The 17,518-nt window shown below is 57.1% G+C and carries 20 protein-coding genes; 9 read left to right on the top strand and 11 right to left on the bottom strand.

Annotation, left to right across the window (positions count from 1 at the left end):
• Window positions 1–105 precede the first annotated feature (105 nt).
• From M495_RS06155 to M495_RS26250, 3 genes are all read left to right on the top strand, one after another.
• Window positions 106–1,131 (top strand): MerR family transcriptional regulator, encoded by a 1,026-nt coding sequence (locus M495_RS06155; RefSeq protein WP_020825768.1) that lies wholly within the window; start codon window positions 106–108, stop codon window positions 1,129–1,131.
• Between the two features lie 197 nt (window positions 1,132–1,328).
• Window positions 1,329–1,865: a GNAT family N-acetyltransferase gene (locus M495_RS06150; protein ID WP_020825766.1), complete on the top strand. Its 537-nt coding sequence runs from the start codon at window positions 1,329–1,331 to the stop codon at window positions 1,863–1,865.
• Entirely contained in the window at window positions 1,865–2,053 is a 189-nt protein-coding gene (locus tag M495_RS26250) for a small membrane protein YohP (RefSeq protein WP_442476002.1), read from the top strand. The genes M495_RS06150 and M495_RS26250 overlap by 1 nt, the downstream gene beginning before the upstream one ends.
• 31 nt (window positions 2,054–2,084) lie before the next feature.
• Here the strand turns inward: M495_RS26250 and M495_RS06145 are convergent, their stop codons facing one another.
• The 5 genes from M495_RS06145 to M495_RS06125 form a co-directional block, all read right to left on the bottom strand.
• Complete coding sequence (locus M495_RS06145; protein WP_020825764.1) at window positions 2,085–3,005, bottom strand: DUF808 domain-containing protein; 921 nt, start codon at window positions 3,003–3,005, stop codon at window positions 2,085–2,087.
• A 258-nt stretch (window positions 3,006–3,263) separates the two neighbouring features.
• Window positions 3,264–3,761, bottom strand: a complete 498-nt coding sequence (locus tag M495_RS06140; RefSeq protein ID WP_020825763.1) for a GlcG/HbpS family heme-binding protein — start codon at window positions 3,759–3,761, stop codon at window positions 3,264–3,266.
• A gap of 159 nt (window positions 3,762–3,920) precedes the next feature.
• Window positions 3,921–4,541: a response regulator transcription factor gene (locus tag M495_RS06135; RefSeq protein ID WP_020825762.1), complete on the bottom strand. Its 621-nt coding sequence runs from the start codon at window positions 4,539–4,541 to the stop codon at window positions 3,921–3,923.
• Window positions 4,541–5,860: a sensor histidine kinase gene (locus tag M495_RS06130; RefSeq protein ID WP_020825761.1), complete on the bottom strand. Its 1,320-nt coding sequence runs from the start codon at window positions 5,858–5,860 to the stop codon at window positions 4,541–4,543. Before M495_RS06130 ends, M495_RS06135 begins: the two co-directional genes overlap by 1 nt.
• Window positions 5,861–5,925: 65 nt before the next feature.
• Window positions 5,926–6,330, bottom strand: coding sequence for a VOC family protein (locus tag M495_RS06125; RefSeq protein WP_041414313.1), 405 nt, complete (start codon window positions 6,328–6,330; stop codon window positions 5,926–5,928).
• An 82-nt stretch (window positions 6,331–6,412) separates the two neighbouring features.
• Here M495_RS06125 and M495_RS06120 point away from each other — a divergent pair, with 82 nt between their 5' ends.
• Window positions 6,413–6,868, top strand: a complete 456-nt coding sequence (locus M495_RS06120; protein WP_020825759.1) for a GNAT family N-acetyltransferase — start codon at window positions 6,413–6,415, stop codon at window positions 6,866–6,868.
• Between the two features lie 35 nt (window positions 6,869–6,903).
• Here M495_RS06120 and pbpG read toward each other — a convergent pair whose 3' ends face one another.
• The 3 genes from pbpG to M495_RS06105 form a co-directional block, all read right to left on the bottom strand.
• Window positions 6,904–7,833, bottom strand: coding sequence for a D-alanyl-D-alanine endopeptidase (pbpG, locus tag M495_RS06115; RefSeq protein ID WP_020825758.1), 930 nt, complete (start codon window positions 7,831–7,833; stop codon window positions 6,904–6,906).
• 162 nt (window positions 7,834–7,995) lie between these two features.
• Window positions 7,996–9,099, bottom strand: coding sequence for an adenosylhomocysteinase (locus M495_RS06110; protein WP_020825757.1), 1,104 nt, complete (start codon window positions 9,097–9,099; stop codon window positions 7,996–7,998).
• A gap of 47 nt (window positions 9,100–9,146) precedes the next feature.
• Entirely contained in the window at window positions 9,147–10,091 is a 945-nt protein-coding gene (locus tag M495_RS06105; RefSeq protein WP_041415257.1) for a GlxA family transcriptional regulator, read from the bottom strand.
• A 91-nt stretch (window positions 10,092–10,182) separates the two neighbouring features.
• Here M495_RS06105 and M495_RS06100 point away from each other — a divergent pair, with 91 nt between their 5' ends.
• Entirely contained in the window at window positions 10,183–10,863 is a 681-nt protein-coding gene (locus M495_RS06100) for a DJ-1/PfpI family protein (RefSeq protein ID WP_020825755.1), read from the top strand.
• Window positions 10,864–10,913: 50 nt separating this feature from the next.
• A complete protein-coding gene (locus M495_RS06095) occupies window positions 10,914–11,477 on the top strand; it encodes a DedA family protein (RefSeq protein WP_020825754.1) in 564 nt (187 codons plus the stop codon).
• A 2-nt stretch (window positions 11,478–11,479) separates the two neighbouring features.
• Here the strand turns inward: M495_RS06095 and M495_RS06090 are convergent, their stop codons facing one another.
• Window positions 11,480–12,106 (bottom strand): LysE family translocator, encoded by a 627-nt coding sequence (locus M495_RS06090; protein WP_020825753.1) that lies wholly within the window; start codon window positions 12,104–12,106, stop codon window positions 11,480–11,482.
• A 75-nt stretch (window positions 12,107–12,181) separates the two neighbouring features.
• Window positions 12,182–13,075 carry a LysR family transcriptional regulator gene (locus tag M495_RS06085; RefSeq protein ID WP_020825752.1) on the bottom strand — a complete coding sequence of 298 codons (894 nt, stop codon included), beginning with the start codon at window positions 13,073–13,075 and terminating at the stop codon, window positions 12,182–12,184.
• Window positions 13,076–13,203: 128 nt separating this feature from the next.
• On the opposite strand from M495_RS06085, the gene M495_RS06080 reads away from it, so the two are divergent.
• Window positions 13,204–13,641, top strand: coding sequence for a PACE efflux transporter (locus M495_RS06080; protein WP_020825751.1), 438 nt, complete (start codon window positions 13,204–13,206; stop codon window positions 13,639–13,641).
• A gap of 447 nt (window positions 13,642–14,088) precedes the next feature.
• On the top strand, window positions 14,089–15,552 hold the full coding sequence (ansP, locus tag M495_RS06075; RefSeq protein WP_041414311.1) for an L-asparagine permease: 1,464 nt from the start codon (window positions 14,089–14,091) through the stop codon (window positions 15,550–15,552).
• A 155-nt stretch (window positions 15,553–15,707) separates the two neighbouring features.
• On the opposite strand, the gene M495_RS06070 is transcribed toward ansP, so the two are convergent.
• Entirely contained in the window at window positions 15,708–16,487 is a 780-nt protein-coding gene (locus tag M495_RS06070; RefSeq protein WP_020825749.1) for a HalD/BesD family halogenase, read from the bottom strand.
• Between the two features lie 113 nt (window positions 16,488–16,600).
• Here M495_RS06070 and M495_RS06065 point away from each other — a divergent pair, with 113 nt between their 5' ends.
• Window positions 16,601–17,503, top strand: coding sequence for a LysR substrate-binding domain-containing protein (locus M495_RS06065; protein ID WP_020825748.1), 903 nt, complete (start codon window positions 16,601–16,603; stop codon window positions 17,501–17,503).
• Window positions 17,504–17,518: the final 15 nt, after the last annotated feature.

Genomic DNA, 17,518 nt, shown 5'->3' with positions numbered 1-17,518 from the left:
GGCAAAGCCCCTCCTCCATTGCCAAAAATATCCTTAACTCCGCTATTGACCCTCACGCTACGTCAGGTTTTAGTATCCCGGAACGCACAAGGGAGGAGCACACCGATGTTATTGAAAGTGGGCGAACTGGCCCGCCGTTCCGGCATTACCGTCCGGACGCTGCATTATTACGACAGCATTGGCTTGCTGGTTCCTTCTGCGCGTTCCGACGCCGGGTATCGGTTATACAACCGGGCTGACATCACTCGCTTGCACCACATTCAGGCATTGCGCCGAATGGGCGTCTCGTTGGCAGAGGTCGGGGCAATTTTGGCGCGTTCGGGGATGGCGCTCACTTCGGTGATAGAACAGCAAATCGTCATGCTGGAGCGGCAGTTGGAACAGACCGCCGCGCTGCGCGATCGTCTGCAGCATATGCATGCTCAGCTCACCGCCGGAGACGAACCGGAACTGAACGACTGGCTGACTACGTTGGAGTTAATGACCATGTACGATAAATATTTTACCGCAGACGAACTGGCCCAATTGCCTTTCTATCAGGCCGACCCGAGCCGCAATCAGGAGTGGGCCGAGTTGGTCAGCAGCATGCGCCAGTTGATCGATGGCGGCGTTGAACCGCAAGCGTTGCAGGCTCAGGCGCTGGCGCGTCGTTGGATGCTGATGCTGGAACGCGATACGGCGCGTAATCCGGCGTTTCTCACCCGACTCAACGCCATGCACGCCGATGAGCCCGCGATACGCGAACAAACCGGCATTACCCCGGCTATGACCGACTATGTGACTCGGGCATTCGCCGAAACCAAGCTGTCAATCTACCAAAAATACCTGTCGGCGGAAGAATATGCCCATGTGCGCCAGCACTACTTTACCCGCCTGCAGGAATGGCCGGCACTGATCGCCCAGTTCCATCAGGCGCTGAATGAGGGCATACCGCCAGAGTCAGCGCGGGCAAAACAGCTGGCAGCCCAATGGCTTGAACTGTTCCAGTCCTACGCCGGTCCCCACCCGGCCACCCAGATGAAAATCCGCCAGGCCATGGAGCAGGAACCGACGCTGACGGAAGGCACCTGGCTGACCCCGCCGCTATTACGCTACCTGCAGCAGGCGGTGGCGCACTTCATGCGCGGCTAGCCCGGTTTTTTCCCCGTCCGAATGCTGCTCGCAGCGGCTCCCGGCGCATGGCGAAGATCGTCATGCGCCATTTTTTCGTTTCGCGGCCGGGTATAACTTTTTTTTATCTTCAGCATAAGAAAGCCCAATTTTCCTTGTCGCCAGGCGCGGCGCATAATGCGCTTATCTTCTGATTTCCAAGGTAAACATGAATCACTATGCCCCACACCGCTCCGCTGAACCTCGCCGACGCTACGCCGGACGACATAGCCGCCATCCAACAGATTTACGCCCATCACGTGTTATTCGGCGCCGCTTCGTTTGAAGAAACGCCCCCCACGCAGGAAGAAATGCGGCAGCGGCTGAGCAAAGTGCAAGAGGCCGGGCTGCCCTGGCTGGTGGCCAAGCGGGATCATCTCGTCGTGGGCTACTGTTACGCCACGCCTTATCGACCGCGTCCAGCCTATCGATTCACCGTGGAAGAATCGGTATATATCGCCGAAGGGCAACAGGGTCAGGGCATCGGCAAAGCGTTACTGATCGAGCTGATTGCCCGCTGCGAGCAGGGGCCGTGGCGCCAAATGTTGGCTGTCGTCGGCAATGCCGGGGAAAACCATGGCTCGCTGGCTTTGCATCAAAAACTGGGGTTTGGCAGCGTGGGGACGCTAAAGGCGGTAGGGTTTAAATTGGGTAAGTGGCGCGACACCCATATCATGCAGCGTGCGTTAGGCGAAGGTGGCGACAATCCCCCCTGATGGGCTTGCAGCGAGCAATTTGCGAATTATCGACTACAGTAAATAATGATTTCATCAGGTTAGCGAAAACTCGCGCCGTCATTCAAATCAATTGGGAGAGACGAATGAAAATCATTCTGTGGATTGTCGCTATTATCTTTATCGTTGGCCTGCTCACCATCACCGGCGTGTTCAAGCTGATCTTTTAAATGACCCCGCGCCGAGAGGCGCGGGATTAGCTTAGGCCTTTAAACGTCCCCGGATCGCCCCCAGAGCCGAAACCACCAGCAGGACTACGCCGCCGGCAACCAGACCAAACACCACGTTGAGCAAGGCGGGAATCACGCCCTGCAGGATCTGACCGAAGGTAGGCACCACGGTGGCGTACGACGCCCAGTCCTCAAACAAATGATGCACCGGCGGCAAGCCATGGGTCAGGATACCGCCCCCGACCATAAACATGGCGATGGTACCGACTACCGACAGGGTCTTCATCAGATAAGGCGCCGCACTGACAATACCGCTGCCGATTGAGCGGGCCAGCGCACTGCTTTTACGGCTCAGATACAACCCCAGGTCGTCGAGTTTGACGATGCCGGCCACGATGCCGTAAACCCCCACCGTCATCACAATCGCGATACCGCACAGCACAATCACCTGCTGGCTGAAGGTCGCTCCGGCCACGGTGCCCAGAGTAATGGCAATAATTTCGGCCGACAGCACAAAATCGGTGCGGATAGCCCCTTTCACCTTGCGTTGTTCATAGGCCGCCACGTCTTCATTGGCGTTCAGCGCATCTTTATTCTCTTCCCCATCCTGTTTTTTGTGGGTCAGGCTGTGGAACACCTTCTCGAACCCTTCGTAACACAGGTAAGCCCCACCCACCATCAGCAGCGGCGTGATCGCCCAAGGGGCAAATGCGCTGATCAGCAACGCCAGCGGCACCAGGATCGCCTTGTTGATAAACGAGCCCTTGGCCACGCTCCACACCACCGGCAGCTCGCGATCGGCCTTTACGCCGGTGACCTGCTGAGCGTTAAGTGCCAGATCGTCTCCCAATACCCCGGCGGTTTTTTTCGCCGCCATCTTGGTCATCAGCGAGACGTCGTCCAGCAGTGAGGCAATATCGTCGATTAAAGTCAGTAAGCTACTTCCAGCCAAAGTGGTTCATCCTTTTCATATTCACGAGTCACGATCTCTTCGTCGAGATTCATACTACAACATTAATGATTGTCGATTTGCTAATGAATATTTTAGTGGAGAAATAACGATTGGGAGGAGAGACGGGGGATAAACAGGAAGTATTGCTGGATGATTGCCCAGGTGGTTGCAGCAAATCATCCAGTGGGTGAAAGCGTATAGCCGTGCCGGTCATCGGGTTAACGCCCCCTAAGAAGCGGCGATAACCGTTAAAAAAAATCACCCGGCATTGAGGCTGCTCTGGTTATTTTTCAAGGCTTCCAGCGCGCACTGCTGGTCAAGATCCCCGCCCGGTGCCCCACCAATGCCAATGGCACCGATGACCACGTCCCCAGATTTCACCGGTACGCCGCCCGCCAGCAACAAGAAGCCCGGGATATCGCGCAGGTTTGCCGCCCCTGGGTTAGCCTGAGCATTCTTCATCACGTTTTCCGTCGGGTTTTTGGTGCTGAGGGCGGTAAACGCCTTCATGCGGCTGGCTTCGATCGTATGCGGACCGGCGTTATCCATTTTCTTGATGACAAGCGGGGTACCGGCGCGATCGACCAGCGTAACGGCGACGTTATAGTTTTTCGCACTGCAGGCCTGAATAGCGCTCTGAGCCAGTTTATCGGCCAGGTCGAGGGAAAGGTTTTTTTCACTGAGAACGCCACCGGCCATGCTGGCGAACGACGTCACGCTGCTGAGTAAAATGATGCTTGAAATGATGATTTTCATACTGGCTTGCTCCTTGCTTGTCCCTTGTGGATATCAGGGATAGTAAAAGGTGCAGCCGCAGCACACTATTGGCGTGATTACCTACGCGATTAAGTAATTTTACCTAGAATGCCCTTGGGACGGGAGTTGTGGCCCATTTTCATCGATAACAAAGCGTTTTTACATTTTTTTCAGCAGCGCCAGCTCGCCATATTCGTTCATCAGTTTGGGCAGAGAATTGACGTCCAGCTTGGCGAAGATATTGGCTCGGTGGGCCTCCACGGTGCGCGGAGACAGTGCAAAAACGCGAGCGATCTCCTTGCTCGAATTCCCCTGCATAATGTGCTCAAAAATATCCTGTTCGCGGGCAGTCAACGTAGCCAGCCGGTGTTGCATCAGGCGTATTTTTTGTTGCCGCTCCTGCAAGTTCTGCTGCTGTTCCAATGCGCTGCCGACCACTTCGAACAGTAAATCGGCGTCGATCGGTTTGGTCAGGAATTCGAAGGCGCCGTTTTTGAAGGCCCGGCGGCATAAATCAATGTTCGCGTGCCCGGTCATGATGATCACCGGGATCGCCAACCCTTGCCGTTGCCATTCCTCCAACAGCGTCAGCCCGGTTTTGCCCGGCATCCTGATATCCAGCAGCAGACAGCCGGTTAAACCATGCAGCTCACCGACGCCTTGCTGAAACGCCAGCGCACTGCTGTAGGTACGGGTTTGCCAACCGACGGTACCCAGCAAGGCGCTAAGCGAGGAGAGAATGGCCGGTTCGTCGTCAATAAGGTAAATGGTTTGGTTCATCATCTCTCCTCAGGGTGTATCGGTAACCAGAGTCGGAAGCAGGCCCCTTGCCCGACAATATTCGTCGCTTCGATGGTGCCGTTAAGACGTTGGATCAGCGTATCCGTCAAGGCCATCCCCAATCCTATGCCCTGGGCGCGCGTGGTGAAAAACGGCATAAATACATGCTGCAGAGCCTGTTCCGATAGCCCTGGGCCACCGTCAGTCAGGGTTAAAGCAATCCCCTCGTCGGTGGCCGTGGCTTCTAGGTTGATCCAGGCCGTCCCGACAGCATTATTTTCTTGCGCCTGAATCGCATTGCTGGCGATGTTGTGCAGAATTTGCTCTATCCACAGCGGCGGAGCAAACAGCCTGGGCAAATTGTCAGGAATGCTGCTGTTAATTTTGACTTTATTGCCCCGAATTTCATTGTCCAACAGCGTCCTCACCCGGGCCCAGAGTGCGCCCAGCGCGACGGGTTGATAATCGACTCGCTCACTGGTCAGCTTCTGACGAAATTGCTGCAGCAATGCGTCGGTGCGCTTGATCTGAACCACGGCGGCCTCAAGCAACTGCGGCAGCTGTTCGGTATGCTGTTGCCGAACCAGACGCAAGGCCGTTTGGTTGTAACTCAAAATCGCGGTGAGGGGCTGGTTAAGTTCATGCACGATACCGGCGGTCAGTTCGCCCAAGGTATTGAGCCGTGTGATCTCGGCGTAATGGGCACGCAGATCGGCGATATCTCGCCGCCGACGGTTAGTTCGATATTGGTTAATTAAGTAAAGTACCAGTCCCCAAAACAATGCAGGGGACAGGATCAGGGGCCAGGGCAGCGTAGCCCAGTTCGGATCGTCACCGGCGGCCAGCACAAAAGGCTGCGACTGGCTGGCTATCACCTTTTCCCATTGCCAATAGTAGGAAGCCTGCGCCGCCCCCCGCTCAAATAAGGTCTGATCGTTCCAACGTACCACCAGGTGCCGGAAGCCGTTTTCTCCCACCAATTCGTTCATCAATTGGTTCAGATCGATCAACAACGACTGGTTACCGGCATTGAGCCAGTAGCGCCCATTTTGTTCCACTACGATGAGCCGTCGCGGTTCAATACCAGGATGAGAACGCCAATGGATGATTTGCGGAAAGATCCTCTGCACTTCCCGGCTGTATTGACTGGCCGGCAATAGCGGAATGATGGCGTCGTGCTGTGAAAGCTTCACCGTCACGTCGCGATAAAGTATACGAAAATCAGCGCTTTTCTCTTCGTACTGCTGCTGCAAAAAATAGGCTGTCAGCCCGCCGCTGGAGAGCAGAGCCAACGCTAACCAGCCCATTATCTTGAACATACCCATCCATCCCTGCGCAAATTTTCTGAACGCTTAAATACCATAAAAGAGCGGGTGCGGGTATCTCAGCCGGCATCACCGGCAGGCACGTTCAGTTGCCAGGACAGGCCAAAGCGGTCGTTCAGCCATCCGAAGCGCGCGCTGAAACCATAATCATCAATCGGCATAAGCACCTCGCCGCCCTCTGCCAAGCGGGCGAAAATCCTTTCAAGCTCCGCCTCGGTGGCTAAGTTCACGTGAAGCGAGACCGCCGGGGTAAAGCTGAAGTCGTGGCTGACCGGGCTGTCAATAAACACCAGATTATGCCGATCAAAATCGATGGTAGCCTGCTTGATCCGTCGCGGCCCGCCATCGCGCTCATCAAAATGCAGCAGTTGCTGAACCTGGAAACCGGCAAACAGTTCGCTATAAAGATCTATCGCCTGTTGGGCCTGGCCCTGAAACATGACAAAGGTAGAAACGTGGCTCATGGGATGCTGCCCTCGCGTGCAATATGGTATTAATTGATGATAGCGGATGGATACGCCTTCACGGCGATTGAAAGGAGGAAATATGACCGTCATCCACCGTCAGGCCCAATTGAGCGATCTTGCCGGCCTGCAGGCGCTGTACAGGGAGTTACGCCCGCAGGATCAGCCACTGCGTCCGGATAATGCCCAGCGTACTTTGCAACGCCTGCTGGACAACCCGGCGATTCGTCTGGTGGTCAGCGTGGTCGATGACCAACCGGTGGCGACCTGCATGCTGGCGATGGTGCCGGGGCTAGTGAATCAGGGGCAACCCTTCGGCATCATTGAGCACGTGGTCACTGCTCAGGCGTATCGCGGACAAGGTATTGCTTTAGCGATGCTTGAATACGCATTGCAACTGGCATGGCGGAAAGGTTGCTACAAAGTGATGCTGCTCTCCGGTCAACAGCGCACCGGGGCACATCAGCTGTATCTGCGCGCCGGGTTCGACGGCGATCGGGAGCGGGGTTTTGTGATCCGGCGTCCTGAGGGACGGTAACGGCCTGCGAAAAGCTCCGCAGGCCACAGCATCGATTATTCGGTTTCGTTCTTCGCCAGACGGGCGTCTTTCTGACGACGGTAGTCACGGGCAGCGGCAGGGATTGGCGTCACCTTACCGGTTTCGATCCAACTGCGCAGGCGGTTGGCATCGGCGAAGTGGGTATACTTGCCAAAGGCGTCCAGCACCACCAGCGACACGGAATGACTGCCGATCATGGTGCGCATCGCCAGGCAGTGTCCCGCTTCGTTAGTGAAACCGGTTTTGGTCAGCTGGATGTTCCATTTCGGGTTGTATACCAGATGATTGGTATTGCGGAACGGCAGGGTATAGTTCGGATCCTTGAAGCTCGCCATGCGTTCGGTGGTGGTGCTGAGCTGGCCAATCAGCGGATATTGCTTGGTGGCGATCAACAGTTTGGTCAGGTCGCGGGCGGTAGAGACGTTTTTGATCGACAGCCCGGTCGGTTCCACATAACGCGTGTTGGTCATGCCCAGCGCCCTGGCTTTGGCGTTCATCGCTTTGATAAATGCACCGTACCCACCCGGGTAATGATGCGCCAGACTGGCAGCAGCGCGGTTTTCCGACGACATCAGCGCCAACAGCAGCATATCTTTACGGCTGATCTCACTGTTCAGCCGTACGCGCGAATAGACCCCTTTCATCTCCGGCGTCTGGTGAATATCCACCGACAGCATTTCATCCAGCGGCAGATGGGCGTCCAGCGTCACCATTGCCGTCATCAGCTTGGTGATGGAGGCGATCGGCACCACTTCATCCGGGTTGCGGGCATACATCACCTTGTGGGTCTGCATATCCACCACCATGGCGCTGCCGGAAGCCAGCTCAGGCTGGGCGGCCCGGGTGACGGCGTTATTTTCGCTGGCCAGCGCGCGCGGCGCGAAGCCTGCCCCTGCCTGCAAAGCGAGCAGGGCTAGTACCAAAACACGTTTTTTCACATGCATTACTCTGTCACTGAAGAAGATGAAGGTCTTATTTGGCCGAATTATATGTGAGGGTTCTCCCATTGGCACTGGGATTATGTCAGCCGATTTGTGACAAATTCTGTCGGAGAGATAATTGCGCAAACCGCGAGCGCTCTGGGATGAACGCCCGCGTTGAAAAAGTTACAGTGCCGGTTGCCAGGCCGACTGCGGCAACAGGTACAACCCAGGGGCCTGGCGTGCGCCGTCCCCGACGATATGGCTAATGCCTGCAGCCATCACCGCCAGCGTCACATCGAAGGCATTCAGGCTGTCGCCGTAGCCCGCCGTCAGATTGAACATTGAACCGTTGGCCAACAAGTACAACTGTTTGTCGCCAAGTTGGTAGGCATTTACAAACGGCATAGGCTCGCTGTGCGGCAGGTTCTGCAGGAAACCGACGTCAATTTCCGCCGTTACATGGCCGACGTTGAGGATGAACACCCCGTCTTTCGCCTGTTGCAGATGCTGCGCTGACAGCACGTTTTTTGCCCCGGTTGCCGTGGCAATTACATCGGCCTGGCCGACCGCACTGGCCAAATCAACGACCGCCCAGCCGTCATAACGCGCCTGCAGCGCACGCGCCGGATCGATTTCCGCCACGATCACCTGGCCGCCGTAAGCTTTCGCCGCTGCCGCAACGCCCTGCCCAACCAAACCATAGCCAATCACCAGCACGCATTTCTCATGCAGCGTCAAATGGGTGGTCTGGAAGAAGGTATGCCAGGCGGTCAAGCCGACCATGTGACGGTTATGCAGCCCTTCTTTTACCGGCAAATCGTCCCAGTTAAAAATAGGATAGCGCGGTGCCATACCGTTCAGTCGACTGATGCCGGAACCTGTCGCTTCCAGCCCGGCGATAATCTGCGGGCCGTCCGCAGACTGGTGCAGGCGGGTAGTCAGATCCGCCCCCATTTCGCACAGGTGGGTAGGCCCCCAGGCCAGCGCGCGGTCAAACGATGCCGACCAATCGGCGTCGCTCATGTCGCGCCAGGCGTGAGCCTGTGCCCCACGGTGTTCCAGCCAGGCGACCACGTCATCCTGCACCGTGGTCGGGTTGCAGGTGGTCAGATAGATGGCAGCGCCCTTATCCAACAGGCCCGCCACCAGCGGGGCCATTTTCAGATCCAGGTGCATATTGCACGCCAGACGCACGCCGCTTAAATCCGGCAGTGCAGCAACGGCCGCCCGGGTACGCGGCATGTGACGCATCGCCCAGTTCAGCTCACTTTCAAAATCCTGATACATCTGTCGCTCCTCTACTGCGCCGCGCCACCGGGGCACGGCAGAATGATTTAACCACTGCGGCTCAGGCGCTTTATCGCCTGTGGCGACAGGCCAAACAGACGGATGAAGGCCCGCCGCATACGCTCCGGGTCACTGAACCCGACGGCGCGGGCGATGCTCTCCAGCGCTTCGTGACCTTCTTCAATCCTGACCCTGGCGGCCTCGACTCGCAATTGTTCAATCACCTTGGCCGGCGTCTGGCCGGTTTCGGCGCGGAACAAGCGGCCAAACTGCCGCTCGCTCAGACAGGCGGCGTCCGCCAGATCGCCCACCGTCAGCGGATGATGGAGGTGTTCGCGAGCATAAGAGAGCGCGTTGCGAATGCGATCTGAAGACGGGTTGAGCTCCAGCAGCAAGGAATACTGCGACTGCCCGCCCGGACGCCGGTGATACACCACCAGTTGCCGCGCCACACTGGCCGCCAATGCGCTACCGAGATCTTCCTCGACCATCGCCAGCGCCAAATCGATACCGGCAGTGATGCCCGCCGAAGTCCAGATCGCACCGTCGCGGATATAAATACGATTGCTGTCGACGCGGATACGCGGATAACTCTGTTGCAGCCGTGCGGCATGGTACCAATGAGTAGTCGCGCGCTTGCCGTCCAGCAACCCGGCAGCCGCCAGTATAAATGCGCCGGTGCACACGCTGGCCATGCGCCGTGCCTGCCGGCTTTGCCGGTGCAGAAACGCCAATAGCCCCGCCGACTGGGTGGCGACGACGTTGCCGCTGCCTCCGGCAATCAATAGCGTATCAAGGCGATGTTCGCCAAACGGCTGAGTGAGCACTTCCACACCCGAAGAGCTCACCACGCTGCCGCCCCGCTCCGAGAGCGGCAGACACCGGTAGGCCTGAGTCGCCGTAAACTGGTTGGCATTATCAAAGGCCGCCAGTGGCCCGGCGAAGTCGAGCAGGTTAAAGCCGGGGAAGACCACAAAGCCGATATTTTTCATCATGGCGCTTTTTGAGGGTTATCCGTCATATCAGCCAAAAACAGGGCCGCTATTATGACCCAAAGCAAATGACAAAACTGAGGCGAATATCATGTCTGAACCATTAGTGATTGTTTTTCCGATCTATCAGGGCGTCACCCAGCTGGACTTTACCGGGCCACTGCAGTTCTTGCGACACATGCCGGGGGCCGAAATTGTCGTGGCCTCCGTCGGTGGCGCAGATATCAGCGCCGAAGGATTGCACTTTACCCAGTTGCAGAAGCTGGAAGAAGTCGCGCGTTGCGACGTGCTGTGCGTACCGGGCGGCGCCGGCTGCACTCAGGCGCTGGAAAACGGCGCCTTCATGAGCCAAATCCGCCGCCTGGGACTTGATGCCCGCTATCTGACCTCCGTATGTACCGGTTCGCTGATCCTGGCCGCTGCCGGTTTGCTGCAGGGCAAACGCGCCGCCTGTCACTGGAGCATGCGCGAGAGCCTGGCGCTGTTCGGTGCCCTCCCCAGTCATGCCCGGGTAGAGCGTGATGGTAACGTCATCAGCGGCGGCGGCGTGACTGCCGGCATCGATTTCGCCCTAGCATTAATCGCCGAATTGCACGATGAGGAAACCGCGCAAGTGATCCAACTGTATCTGGAATATGCGCCGGCACCGCCTTTCCAGGGAGGGACGCCGGAACTGGCGCCGGCGCATGTTCTGGCCCGGGTTCAGGCGCAAATGGCCGACAGTTTGCGGCAACGTCGAGCGTTGGTGGCGCAGATTGCCGCCCGCGGCTAGCGCACAGGGCGTATACTTCACCTTATGTGTTAAAGACATAGGGGATCAGAATGGCGGATTTAGCCCACTACATTACGGACTACGGTTATTGGGCGCTGTTTATCGGCTGTCTGGCCGAAGGCGAAACCATCACGCTGCTGGGCGGCATTGCGGCACATCAGGGACTGTTACATCTGCCCTGGGTTATTGCGGTGGTGGCGTTGGGCGGCACGCTGGGGGATCAACTGCTGTTTTTCCTGGGCCGTCGCTTCGGCGGACGGGTCATTTCACGCATGAAAAGCCAGGAAAAACGCATCGAACGCGCCAGAAAGCTGATCGCACGCCACCCAATGCTGTTCGTGATTGGCGTACGTTTTATGTATGGCTTCCGCATTATCGGCCCGGTTCTGATCGGCGCCAGCAAGCTGCCGCCGTCGCGCTTTGTGCCACTGAACATTTTGGGCGCCATCCTGTGGGCAACAATCTTTGTGCTGCTGGGCTATTTTGGTGGCGAGGCGATCGGCCGCTTTATCTCGGGCTTCGACAAAAGACTCACCAGCGTGCTGTTCTGCGCGCTGGTGATCGCCGCCATTCTGCTAGTACGGTTTTGGTGGCGCCGTCGGCATGCCGATTAAGCTTATCGGTTCAGCATCAGTTTCACACCGAGCAAGGCCAACACTCCGCCGCCTACCCGATCGAACCAGGCTTTAAAACGCAGGTAGGCGCGACGCGGACGTGGTGATGACAACACAAAGGCCACGAAGGCATACCAGAGGACGTCAACCGTCAGGGCGATCACCGGCAGAATAATGTACATCAGCGGCGAGATTTTATGGCTGAGCAAGGCGGCAAACACGCTGCCGAACACGATGGCGGTGTTCGGGTTGCTCAACTGGGTCAATAGCCCCGTGGTAAAGGCCTTGCAAAAGCCCAGAGACTGCGCGCCGACGGCCTCCACGTTCAACGGTTGACTCGCCCCACGCAGCATTTTGAACGCCAGGTAGACCAGGTAAGCGCCTCCCAGCACTTTCAGCGTGGAGTACAGCCATGGCAATGCCAACAGCAATGACTGCAGCCCCAACAGAGCCACCAGTGCAAAAATAAAGCAGCCGACGCCCATACCCAGCGCCACTGCCATACCGTCGCGGCGCGACGATGCCACGGCCGTACGCGCCACCAGAATAAAGCTTTGTCCCGGACTCATTGCCCCCAGCGCAATGGCGCCAGTAATGCTCAATACCGATAATGCCGTCTCGCTGATCATGCTTTCCGCCCCTTCATAAATGCCACGGTTCAAAGTAGCCCAGCGATGAAAACAAAAGCAATACGGCCGCCGGGATTATTCCGCCTGCGACGCGTCGCGCATCAGGGCCACCAGTTCGCGGGCGGCCTTATCCAACGGTCGGCTTTTCAGCCAGACAAGGTGTATCGGCAATCGCAGCTCATTTTTGGTGTTTTTAAATTTCAGCCTGATCAACCGCCCCTGAGCTAACAATGGTGCGGTCAGCGATAGCGGGAAATTGCCCCACCCCAAACCCGCCTCGACCATGTTCAGCGCCATCGGCAGGCTGTCGGTGCGCCAGTAAGATTCCGCCACCCGCGGCCGCAGATCGGCGATCGGCAAATCACGGCTGGCCACCATTATCTGCCGCACGTTGACCAAATCCTCGAGGAACAGCTCATCCGGCGCCCCCTGCAACGCCGGGTGCCGTGGCGAAAGCATGGCAACCAGCGATTCCGCGCCGACGAAGTGAAACTGTTCCTGGCTGTTGATGTTTAGTCCGCCAAATGCCAGGCAAACGTCGACTCGCTCTTGATGCAGCATATGCACCACGTCATCCTGCGGAGCGGTCAGCACTTCAATATTCAGCAGCGGATAGCGCTCCGCCAGCGTGTTGATCGCCGTCAGCAGGCCGCTGCTGTTGATGTCCGAGGCAACGCCAATCGACAAGGTGCTCTCCAGCCCTTGCGACAGTTCGATAGCGTGGTTCTGCAACTGCTTAAGCTGTTCGGCTATCAGTCGCGCATGGGGCGCCAGGGCCAATGCCAACGCGGTCGGCACCGGCTCGCGGTGCGAACGATCAAACAGTTGAAACCCCAGTTCCGCCTCCATATTGGCGATCCCCATACTCACCGCCGAAGGTACGCGGCGCAGCGATCGGGCCGCGGCGGAAAACGAACCGCGATCCAGTACCGCCAGAAACAGCTCAATATTGTCGCTGGAAAAATTCATTGCGCCTTCCTGTCAGTAAAACTGACAGCTCCTGACTTTTTCTATCAATGTAGTTGACGTTATCTTACCCGCCAGACGGCAAAAGGTCACTCGACCACAAAGCCAAGAAATCAGTCAGGAGATGAGTAATGCAAGGCGTTAAACGCAAACTGGTGTATGTCACCGCCTATGAAATTATCGGCATGACGATCTCAGCGCTCGGGCTGGCGCTGCTTTCCGGCAGCGCCCCCAGCAGCACCGGGCCGCTGGCGGTGATCATTACCACTATCGCCGTCACCTGGAACTTCATCTACAACTCGCTGTTTGAGCTGTGGGAAAGTCGCCAGGCCTCACGCGGCCGTACGCTTAAACGCCGTATTCTGCACGCCGTAGGCTTTCAATTAACGTTAGTGGTTTACCTGATCCCGCTGATTGCCTGGTGGATGGGGATTACGCTGTGGCAGGCGCTGCTGCTGGATATGGCCCTGATAGTGATTATCCCGTGCTACACCTTTGTGTTTAACTGGGTGTTCGACAAGGTATTCGGCCTGCCGACTTCGGCTCTGCCGGCCGGTGAATCCGCCTAAAAATCGGCCAAATCTCTCCCTTTATTATCTCCCGCCTGCGGACAATATCACCACAGGTTGGGAGGTCTTATTATCCCCCTCCTTTCACCTCACCCATTAATAAGAAAAATTCCCTGTAGTTTGCACGGTAATTATTATTATGTGATTTTAATCACTTTTTATTCCTCGATATTTCCGTCTTGATAAAATCAACCATCTTATTGAATAATATATTCTTTTATATATAGAACAAAAAACAAACACACTTGTTCACGATTTATACGCAGGATTTTTTGCCACATTTACTGAGAAAAGGTAGCATGCTTCGCCGTTATTTCGTGGCGGCTTGTATACACAATAAACAGCAGAATGATGCCATGACCTCATTCTCATAACGATTGTCCATAGCAATCGTTTGCTCTGAAGCCAGAGCAGGGTAATTCCATAGACAGGTAAACAGGACGGATAATGCAATCAAATAAAAAGTCTGCGCATGACAAGCACGCAGCCAGAAGACGATGGTTAGACTCCCATGAATCCGGTTATCACAAAAGCATGGGCAATCGACAAATACAGATGATCGCTATCGGCGGTTCAATCGGTACCGGCTTGTTCCTCGGTACCGGTGGCCGTCTGGAATTGGCCGGCCCGGCACTGGCGCTGGTATATCTGGTGTGCGGTATATTCTCTTTCTTCATTCTGCGCGCATTGGGCGAATTGGTTCTGCACCGCCCGTCCAGCGGCAGCTTCGTGTCTTATGCCCGTGAGTTTCTCGGCGAAAAAGCCTCTTACGTCGCCGGGTGGATGTATTTCCTCAACTGGGCAATGACCGGCATCGTCGATATCACCGCGGTGGCGCTGTACATGCACTACTGGGGCACCTTCGCCGACGTCCCGCAATGGCTGTTCGCGCTCTGCGCCCTCGGCGTGGTTGCCACCATGAACATGATCGGCGTGAAGTGGTTCGCCGAAATGGAGTTCTGGTTCGCCCTGATCAAAGTCGTCGCCATCGCATTGTTCCTGGTGGTGGGGGTAGTGTTCCTCGGCACCGGTACCCCGGTGGCAGGCAACACCACCGGCCTGCACCTGATTACTGAAAACGGCGGCATGTTCCCGCACGGGCTGCTGCCAGCGCTGGTGTTAGTGCAGGGTGTTATTTTCGCCTTCGCCGGGATTGAGCTGATCGGCACCGCCGCCGGTGAGTGTAAGGATCCGGCCAAAATGATGCCAAAAGCGATCAACAGCGTGATCTGGCGCATTGGCCTGTTCTACGTCGGTTCGGTGGTACTGTTGGTGCTGCTGCTGCCGTGGAACGCCTACCAGGCGGGCCAAAGCCCGTTCGTTACCTTCTTCAGCAAGCTGGGCGTGCCTTATATCGGCACCATCATGAATATCGTGGTGCTGACCGCAGCACTTTCCAGCCTCAACTCCGGCCTGTACTCCACCGGCCGTATCCTGCGTTCACTGTCGATGGGCGGGTCAGCGCCGAAATTCATGGCTAGAATGAGCAGCCAGCAAGTGCCTTACGCCGGTATTCTGGTGACCTGCGGCATCTATGTGATTGGCGTTTTGCTGAACTATCTGGTGCCTTCGCGGGTGTTTGAGATCGTGCTGAACATCGCTTCGCTGGGCATTATCGCCTCATGGGCGTTTATCATCGTGTGCCAGATGCGTTTGCGTAAAGCCGTACGCGAAGGCCGCGCCCAGCCGGTATCCTTCAGAATGCCCGGCGCGCCCTTCACCTCTTGGCTAACGCTGGCATTCCTGCTGGCGGTCGTCATCATGATGGCGTTCGACTACCCGAACGGCACCTGGACTATCGCCACCATTCCGGTGCTGGCGGTGCTGCTGACGCTGGGCTGGTTCGGCCTGCGCAAGCGGGCTCAGGAAGTGAAGCTGGAACAGCAGGCTCACGAAGAAGCCCACCACTAAGTCTCTTAACTGCCCCTTTCGGGGCAGTTATTCGTAGTAGGGGCGCTGCATGCCGCGCCCTACCGCATAATCAATCGGTTAAATCGGGTCGAACATGTTCGCCCCCTATCGGTTAACCCTTATGCGGGCTTGTCAGCCCCCTGAATTTTTTATTCTTAAAGTCGGCCGTAAAAGGTCATTCTGGCGCTCTCCGACAGCGCGATATCCGGCTGGGCATTATAGGCCAGCACCACCAGCATGCGGGTGGTATCGCCTTCGGTTGGCGTGACGCGGTGCATGGCATTGCGTCCCCGGAACAGCACCAAATCCCCCTCTTCGATCGCCAAGGTCTTAACCGCCCGTTCGCCGTCCAATACCTGCGACACGCCAGCGTAATTCATCCCCCCACGATCGGCATCCCGCAGGTTTTCCACGTACTCGAATTGCCCACCGGCCTGCGGTTTCTGGATCAGCAACGTGATGGCAAACGACGAATTGTCAAAATGCCAGCCCAGCTCCTGCCCGCGATGGGCATAATGCAGGTTGATTGAAGACAGCCGATCGGCGTAAGGGTACAGCTGTTGTTCTTGCAGTACCGCACAGAGGAAATCGCGGAAGGATTGCGCATCGTATAGCGTACGCAGCGGCGACTGCGCCGGGATATCCTCGTCGGTAATGCACCCCTTGGAAGAAACCACCAGCCGGTTGCGTGGGTGATCGGCCGGCAAGGCGTCGTCCTGCGGTTTCAGGTAGACATTGTGCTTGCTGGCGGCATAAAACGCCGCAGGGCTGTGCTCTGCCCCCTCCAAACGCACCGTCGCCAGCGCCGCAGCGGTCAAAAAGCCCGGCAGCACCAGCGCCCCTGCCGCATCCAGCGTCGCCCGGCAACGGGCTTGAAAGGCAGCATCGCCAATCGGGTTGGCGGATAAATCAATGATATGAGCAAGTTGCTGCATGCTGAACTCCTGAGGGCATAAGGGCCGGATAACCTCACTGTAGCGAATGTCGGATTGCCGTAATAACAAAAATGCGTTAAGGATGAGCTAACCAATTCTTAGCGATAGCCACCATGAACGCACCTTCCCGCAGCCGCCTGCCCAAACTGAGCGCCATTCTGGCGTTTGAAACCGCTGCCCGTACCGGCAGCCTGGCCAGAGCGGCAGACAGCCTGGCGCTGACCGCCGCCGCCGTCAGCCAGCAGATCCGCCAGCTCGAGCAGCATCTGGGCATCACACTGTTCATTCGCGCCAATAGCGGCGTGACGCTGACTGAACAAGGGGCGGATTATCTGGCCTACGTGCAGCAGGCGTTTGAAACGCTGCGCGTGGCGCAACAGCATGTCGATCGCCAACGGGGCCAAGAGGCATTGACGATTTTTGCCTTGCCGGCCCTGGCGTCAAAATGGCTGAACCCGGCCATCGGCAAGTGGCTGAACCAGCATCCGCAGATGGATATTCGCCTGCACGCCACCCACGCCGAGGTCGATTTTGCCGCTTCAACGGCGGATTTTGCCCTGAGCTTTGGCGATCAGGACTATCCATTGATGGAAAAAGTGCGGCTGTTTCAGGACTGCGTGCAGCCGGTGTGTAGCCCGCAGTTACAGAGCATCGGCGACTGGACTCAACAGCCGCTGATTCAGGTGGATTGGGGAAAGGAGAGCCAGTTTCTGCCGGGCTGGCATGAGTGGTTCAGCGCCGCCGGGTTACCACCGCCGCAGCGGCGCGGCCTGACTTATAATCTGACCTCGCTGGCGATTGACGCCGCGGTTGAGGGCCACGGCGTTTTACTCGGCCAGCAGCAGCTGATCCAGCGTGAACTGGCTCAGGGAACCCTGGTGCCGCTGGCAGAACCGACGCTACCGCTGAGCAAGCCTTACTATGTGGTCTACCCGCAACGCACGCTGGACAAACCCAAAGCCGCCGAATTTCTGGCGTGGCTGCAAAGCATCGCACCGGCGGACAGCGCGCGGTAAGCGGCGTCGCAATGT

Source organism: Serratia liquefaciens ATCC 27592 (assembly GCF_000422085.1).
In the GTDB taxonomy this organism is placed as follows: domain Bacteria; phylum Pseudomonadota; class Gammaproteobacteria; order Enterobacterales; family Enterobacteriaceae; genus Serratia; species Serratia liquefaciens.
Note: the sequence above shows the minus strand (reverse complement) of the source record. Positions and strands in the feature narration are given on the sequence as shown.

What these genes read in the sequence shown, in the direction of transcription:
- M495_RS06155 (WP_020825768.1), top strand. Translation starts at nt 106, where the DNA reads ATGTTATTGAAAGTGGGCGAACTGGCCCGCCGTTCCGGCATTACCGTC.
- M495_RS06150 (WP_020825766.1), top strand. Translation starts at nt 1,329, where the DNA reads ATGCCCCACACCGCTCCGCTGAACCTCGCCGACGCTACGCCGGACGAC.
- M495_RS26250 (WP_442476002.1), top strand. Translation starts at nt 1,865, where the DNA reads ATGGGCTTGCAGCGAGCAATTTGCGAATTATCGACTACAGTAAATAAT.
- M495_RS06140 (WP_020825763.1), bottom strand. Translation starts at nt 3,761, where the DNA reads ATGAAAATCATCATTTCAAGCATCATTTTACTCAGCAGCGTGACGTCG.
- M495_RS06135 (WP_020825762.1), bottom strand. Translation starts at nt 4,541, where the DNA reads ATGAACCAAACCATTTACCTTATTGACGACGAACCGGCCATTCTCTCC.
- M495_RS06130 (WP_020825761.1), bottom strand. Translation starts at nt 5,860, where the DNA reads ATGTTCAAGATAATGGGCTGGTTAGCGTTGGCTCTGCTCTCCAGCGGC.
- M495_RS06125 (WP_041414313.1), bottom strand. Translation starts at nt 6,330, where the DNA reads ATGAGCCACGTTTCTACCTTTGTCATGTTTCAGGGCCAGGCCCAACAG.
- M495_RS06120 (WP_020825759.1), top strand. Translation starts at nt 6,413, where the DNA reads ATGACCGTCATCCACCGTCAGGCCCAATTGAGCGATCTTGCCGGCCTG.
- pbpG (WP_020825758.1), bottom strand. Translation starts at nt 7,833, where the DNA reads ATGCATGTGAAAAAACGTGTTTTGGTACTAGCCCTGCTCGCTTTGCAG.
- M495_RS06110 (WP_020825757.1), bottom strand. Translation starts at nt 9,099, where the DNA reads ATGTATCAGGATTTTGAAAGTGAGCTGAACTGGGCGATGCGTCACATG.
- M495_RS06105 (WP_041415257.1), bottom strand. Translation starts at nt 10,091, where the DNA reads ATGAAAAATATCGGCTTTGTGGTCTTCCCCGGCTTTAACCTGCTCGAC.
- M495_RS06100 (WP_020825755.1), top strand. Translation starts at nt 10,183, where the DNA reads ATGTCTGAACCATTAGTGATTGTTTTTCCGATCTATCAGGGCGTCACC.
- M495_RS06095 (WP_020825754.1), top strand. Translation starts at nt 10,914, where the DNA reads ATGGCGGATTTAGCCCACTACATTACGGACTACGGTTATTGGGCGCTG.
- M495_RS06090 (WP_020825753.1), bottom strand. Translation starts at nt 12,106, where the DNA reads ATGATCAGCGAGACGGCATTATCGGTATTGAGCATTACTGGCGCCATT.
- M495_RS06085 (WP_020825752.1), bottom strand. Translation starts at nt 13,075, where the DNA reads ATGAATTTTTCCAGCGACAATATTGAGCTGTTTCTGGCGGTACTGGAT.
- M495_RS06080 (WP_020825751.1), top strand. Translation starts at nt 13,204, where the DNA reads ATGCAAGGCGTTAAACGCAAACTGGTGTATGTCACCGCCTATGAAATT.
- ansP (WP_041414311.1), top strand. Translation starts at nt 14,089, where the DNA reads ATGCAATCAAATAAAAAGTCTGCGCATGACAAGCACGCAGCCAGAAGA.
- M495_RS06070 (WP_020825749.1), bottom strand. Translation starts at nt 16,487, where the DNA reads ATGCAGCAACTTGCTCATATCATTGATTTATCCGCCAACCCGATTGGC.
- M495_RS06065 (WP_020825748.1), top strand. Translation starts at nt 16,601, where the DNA reads ATGAACGCACCTTCCCGCAGCCGCCTGCCCAAACTGAGCGCCATTCTG.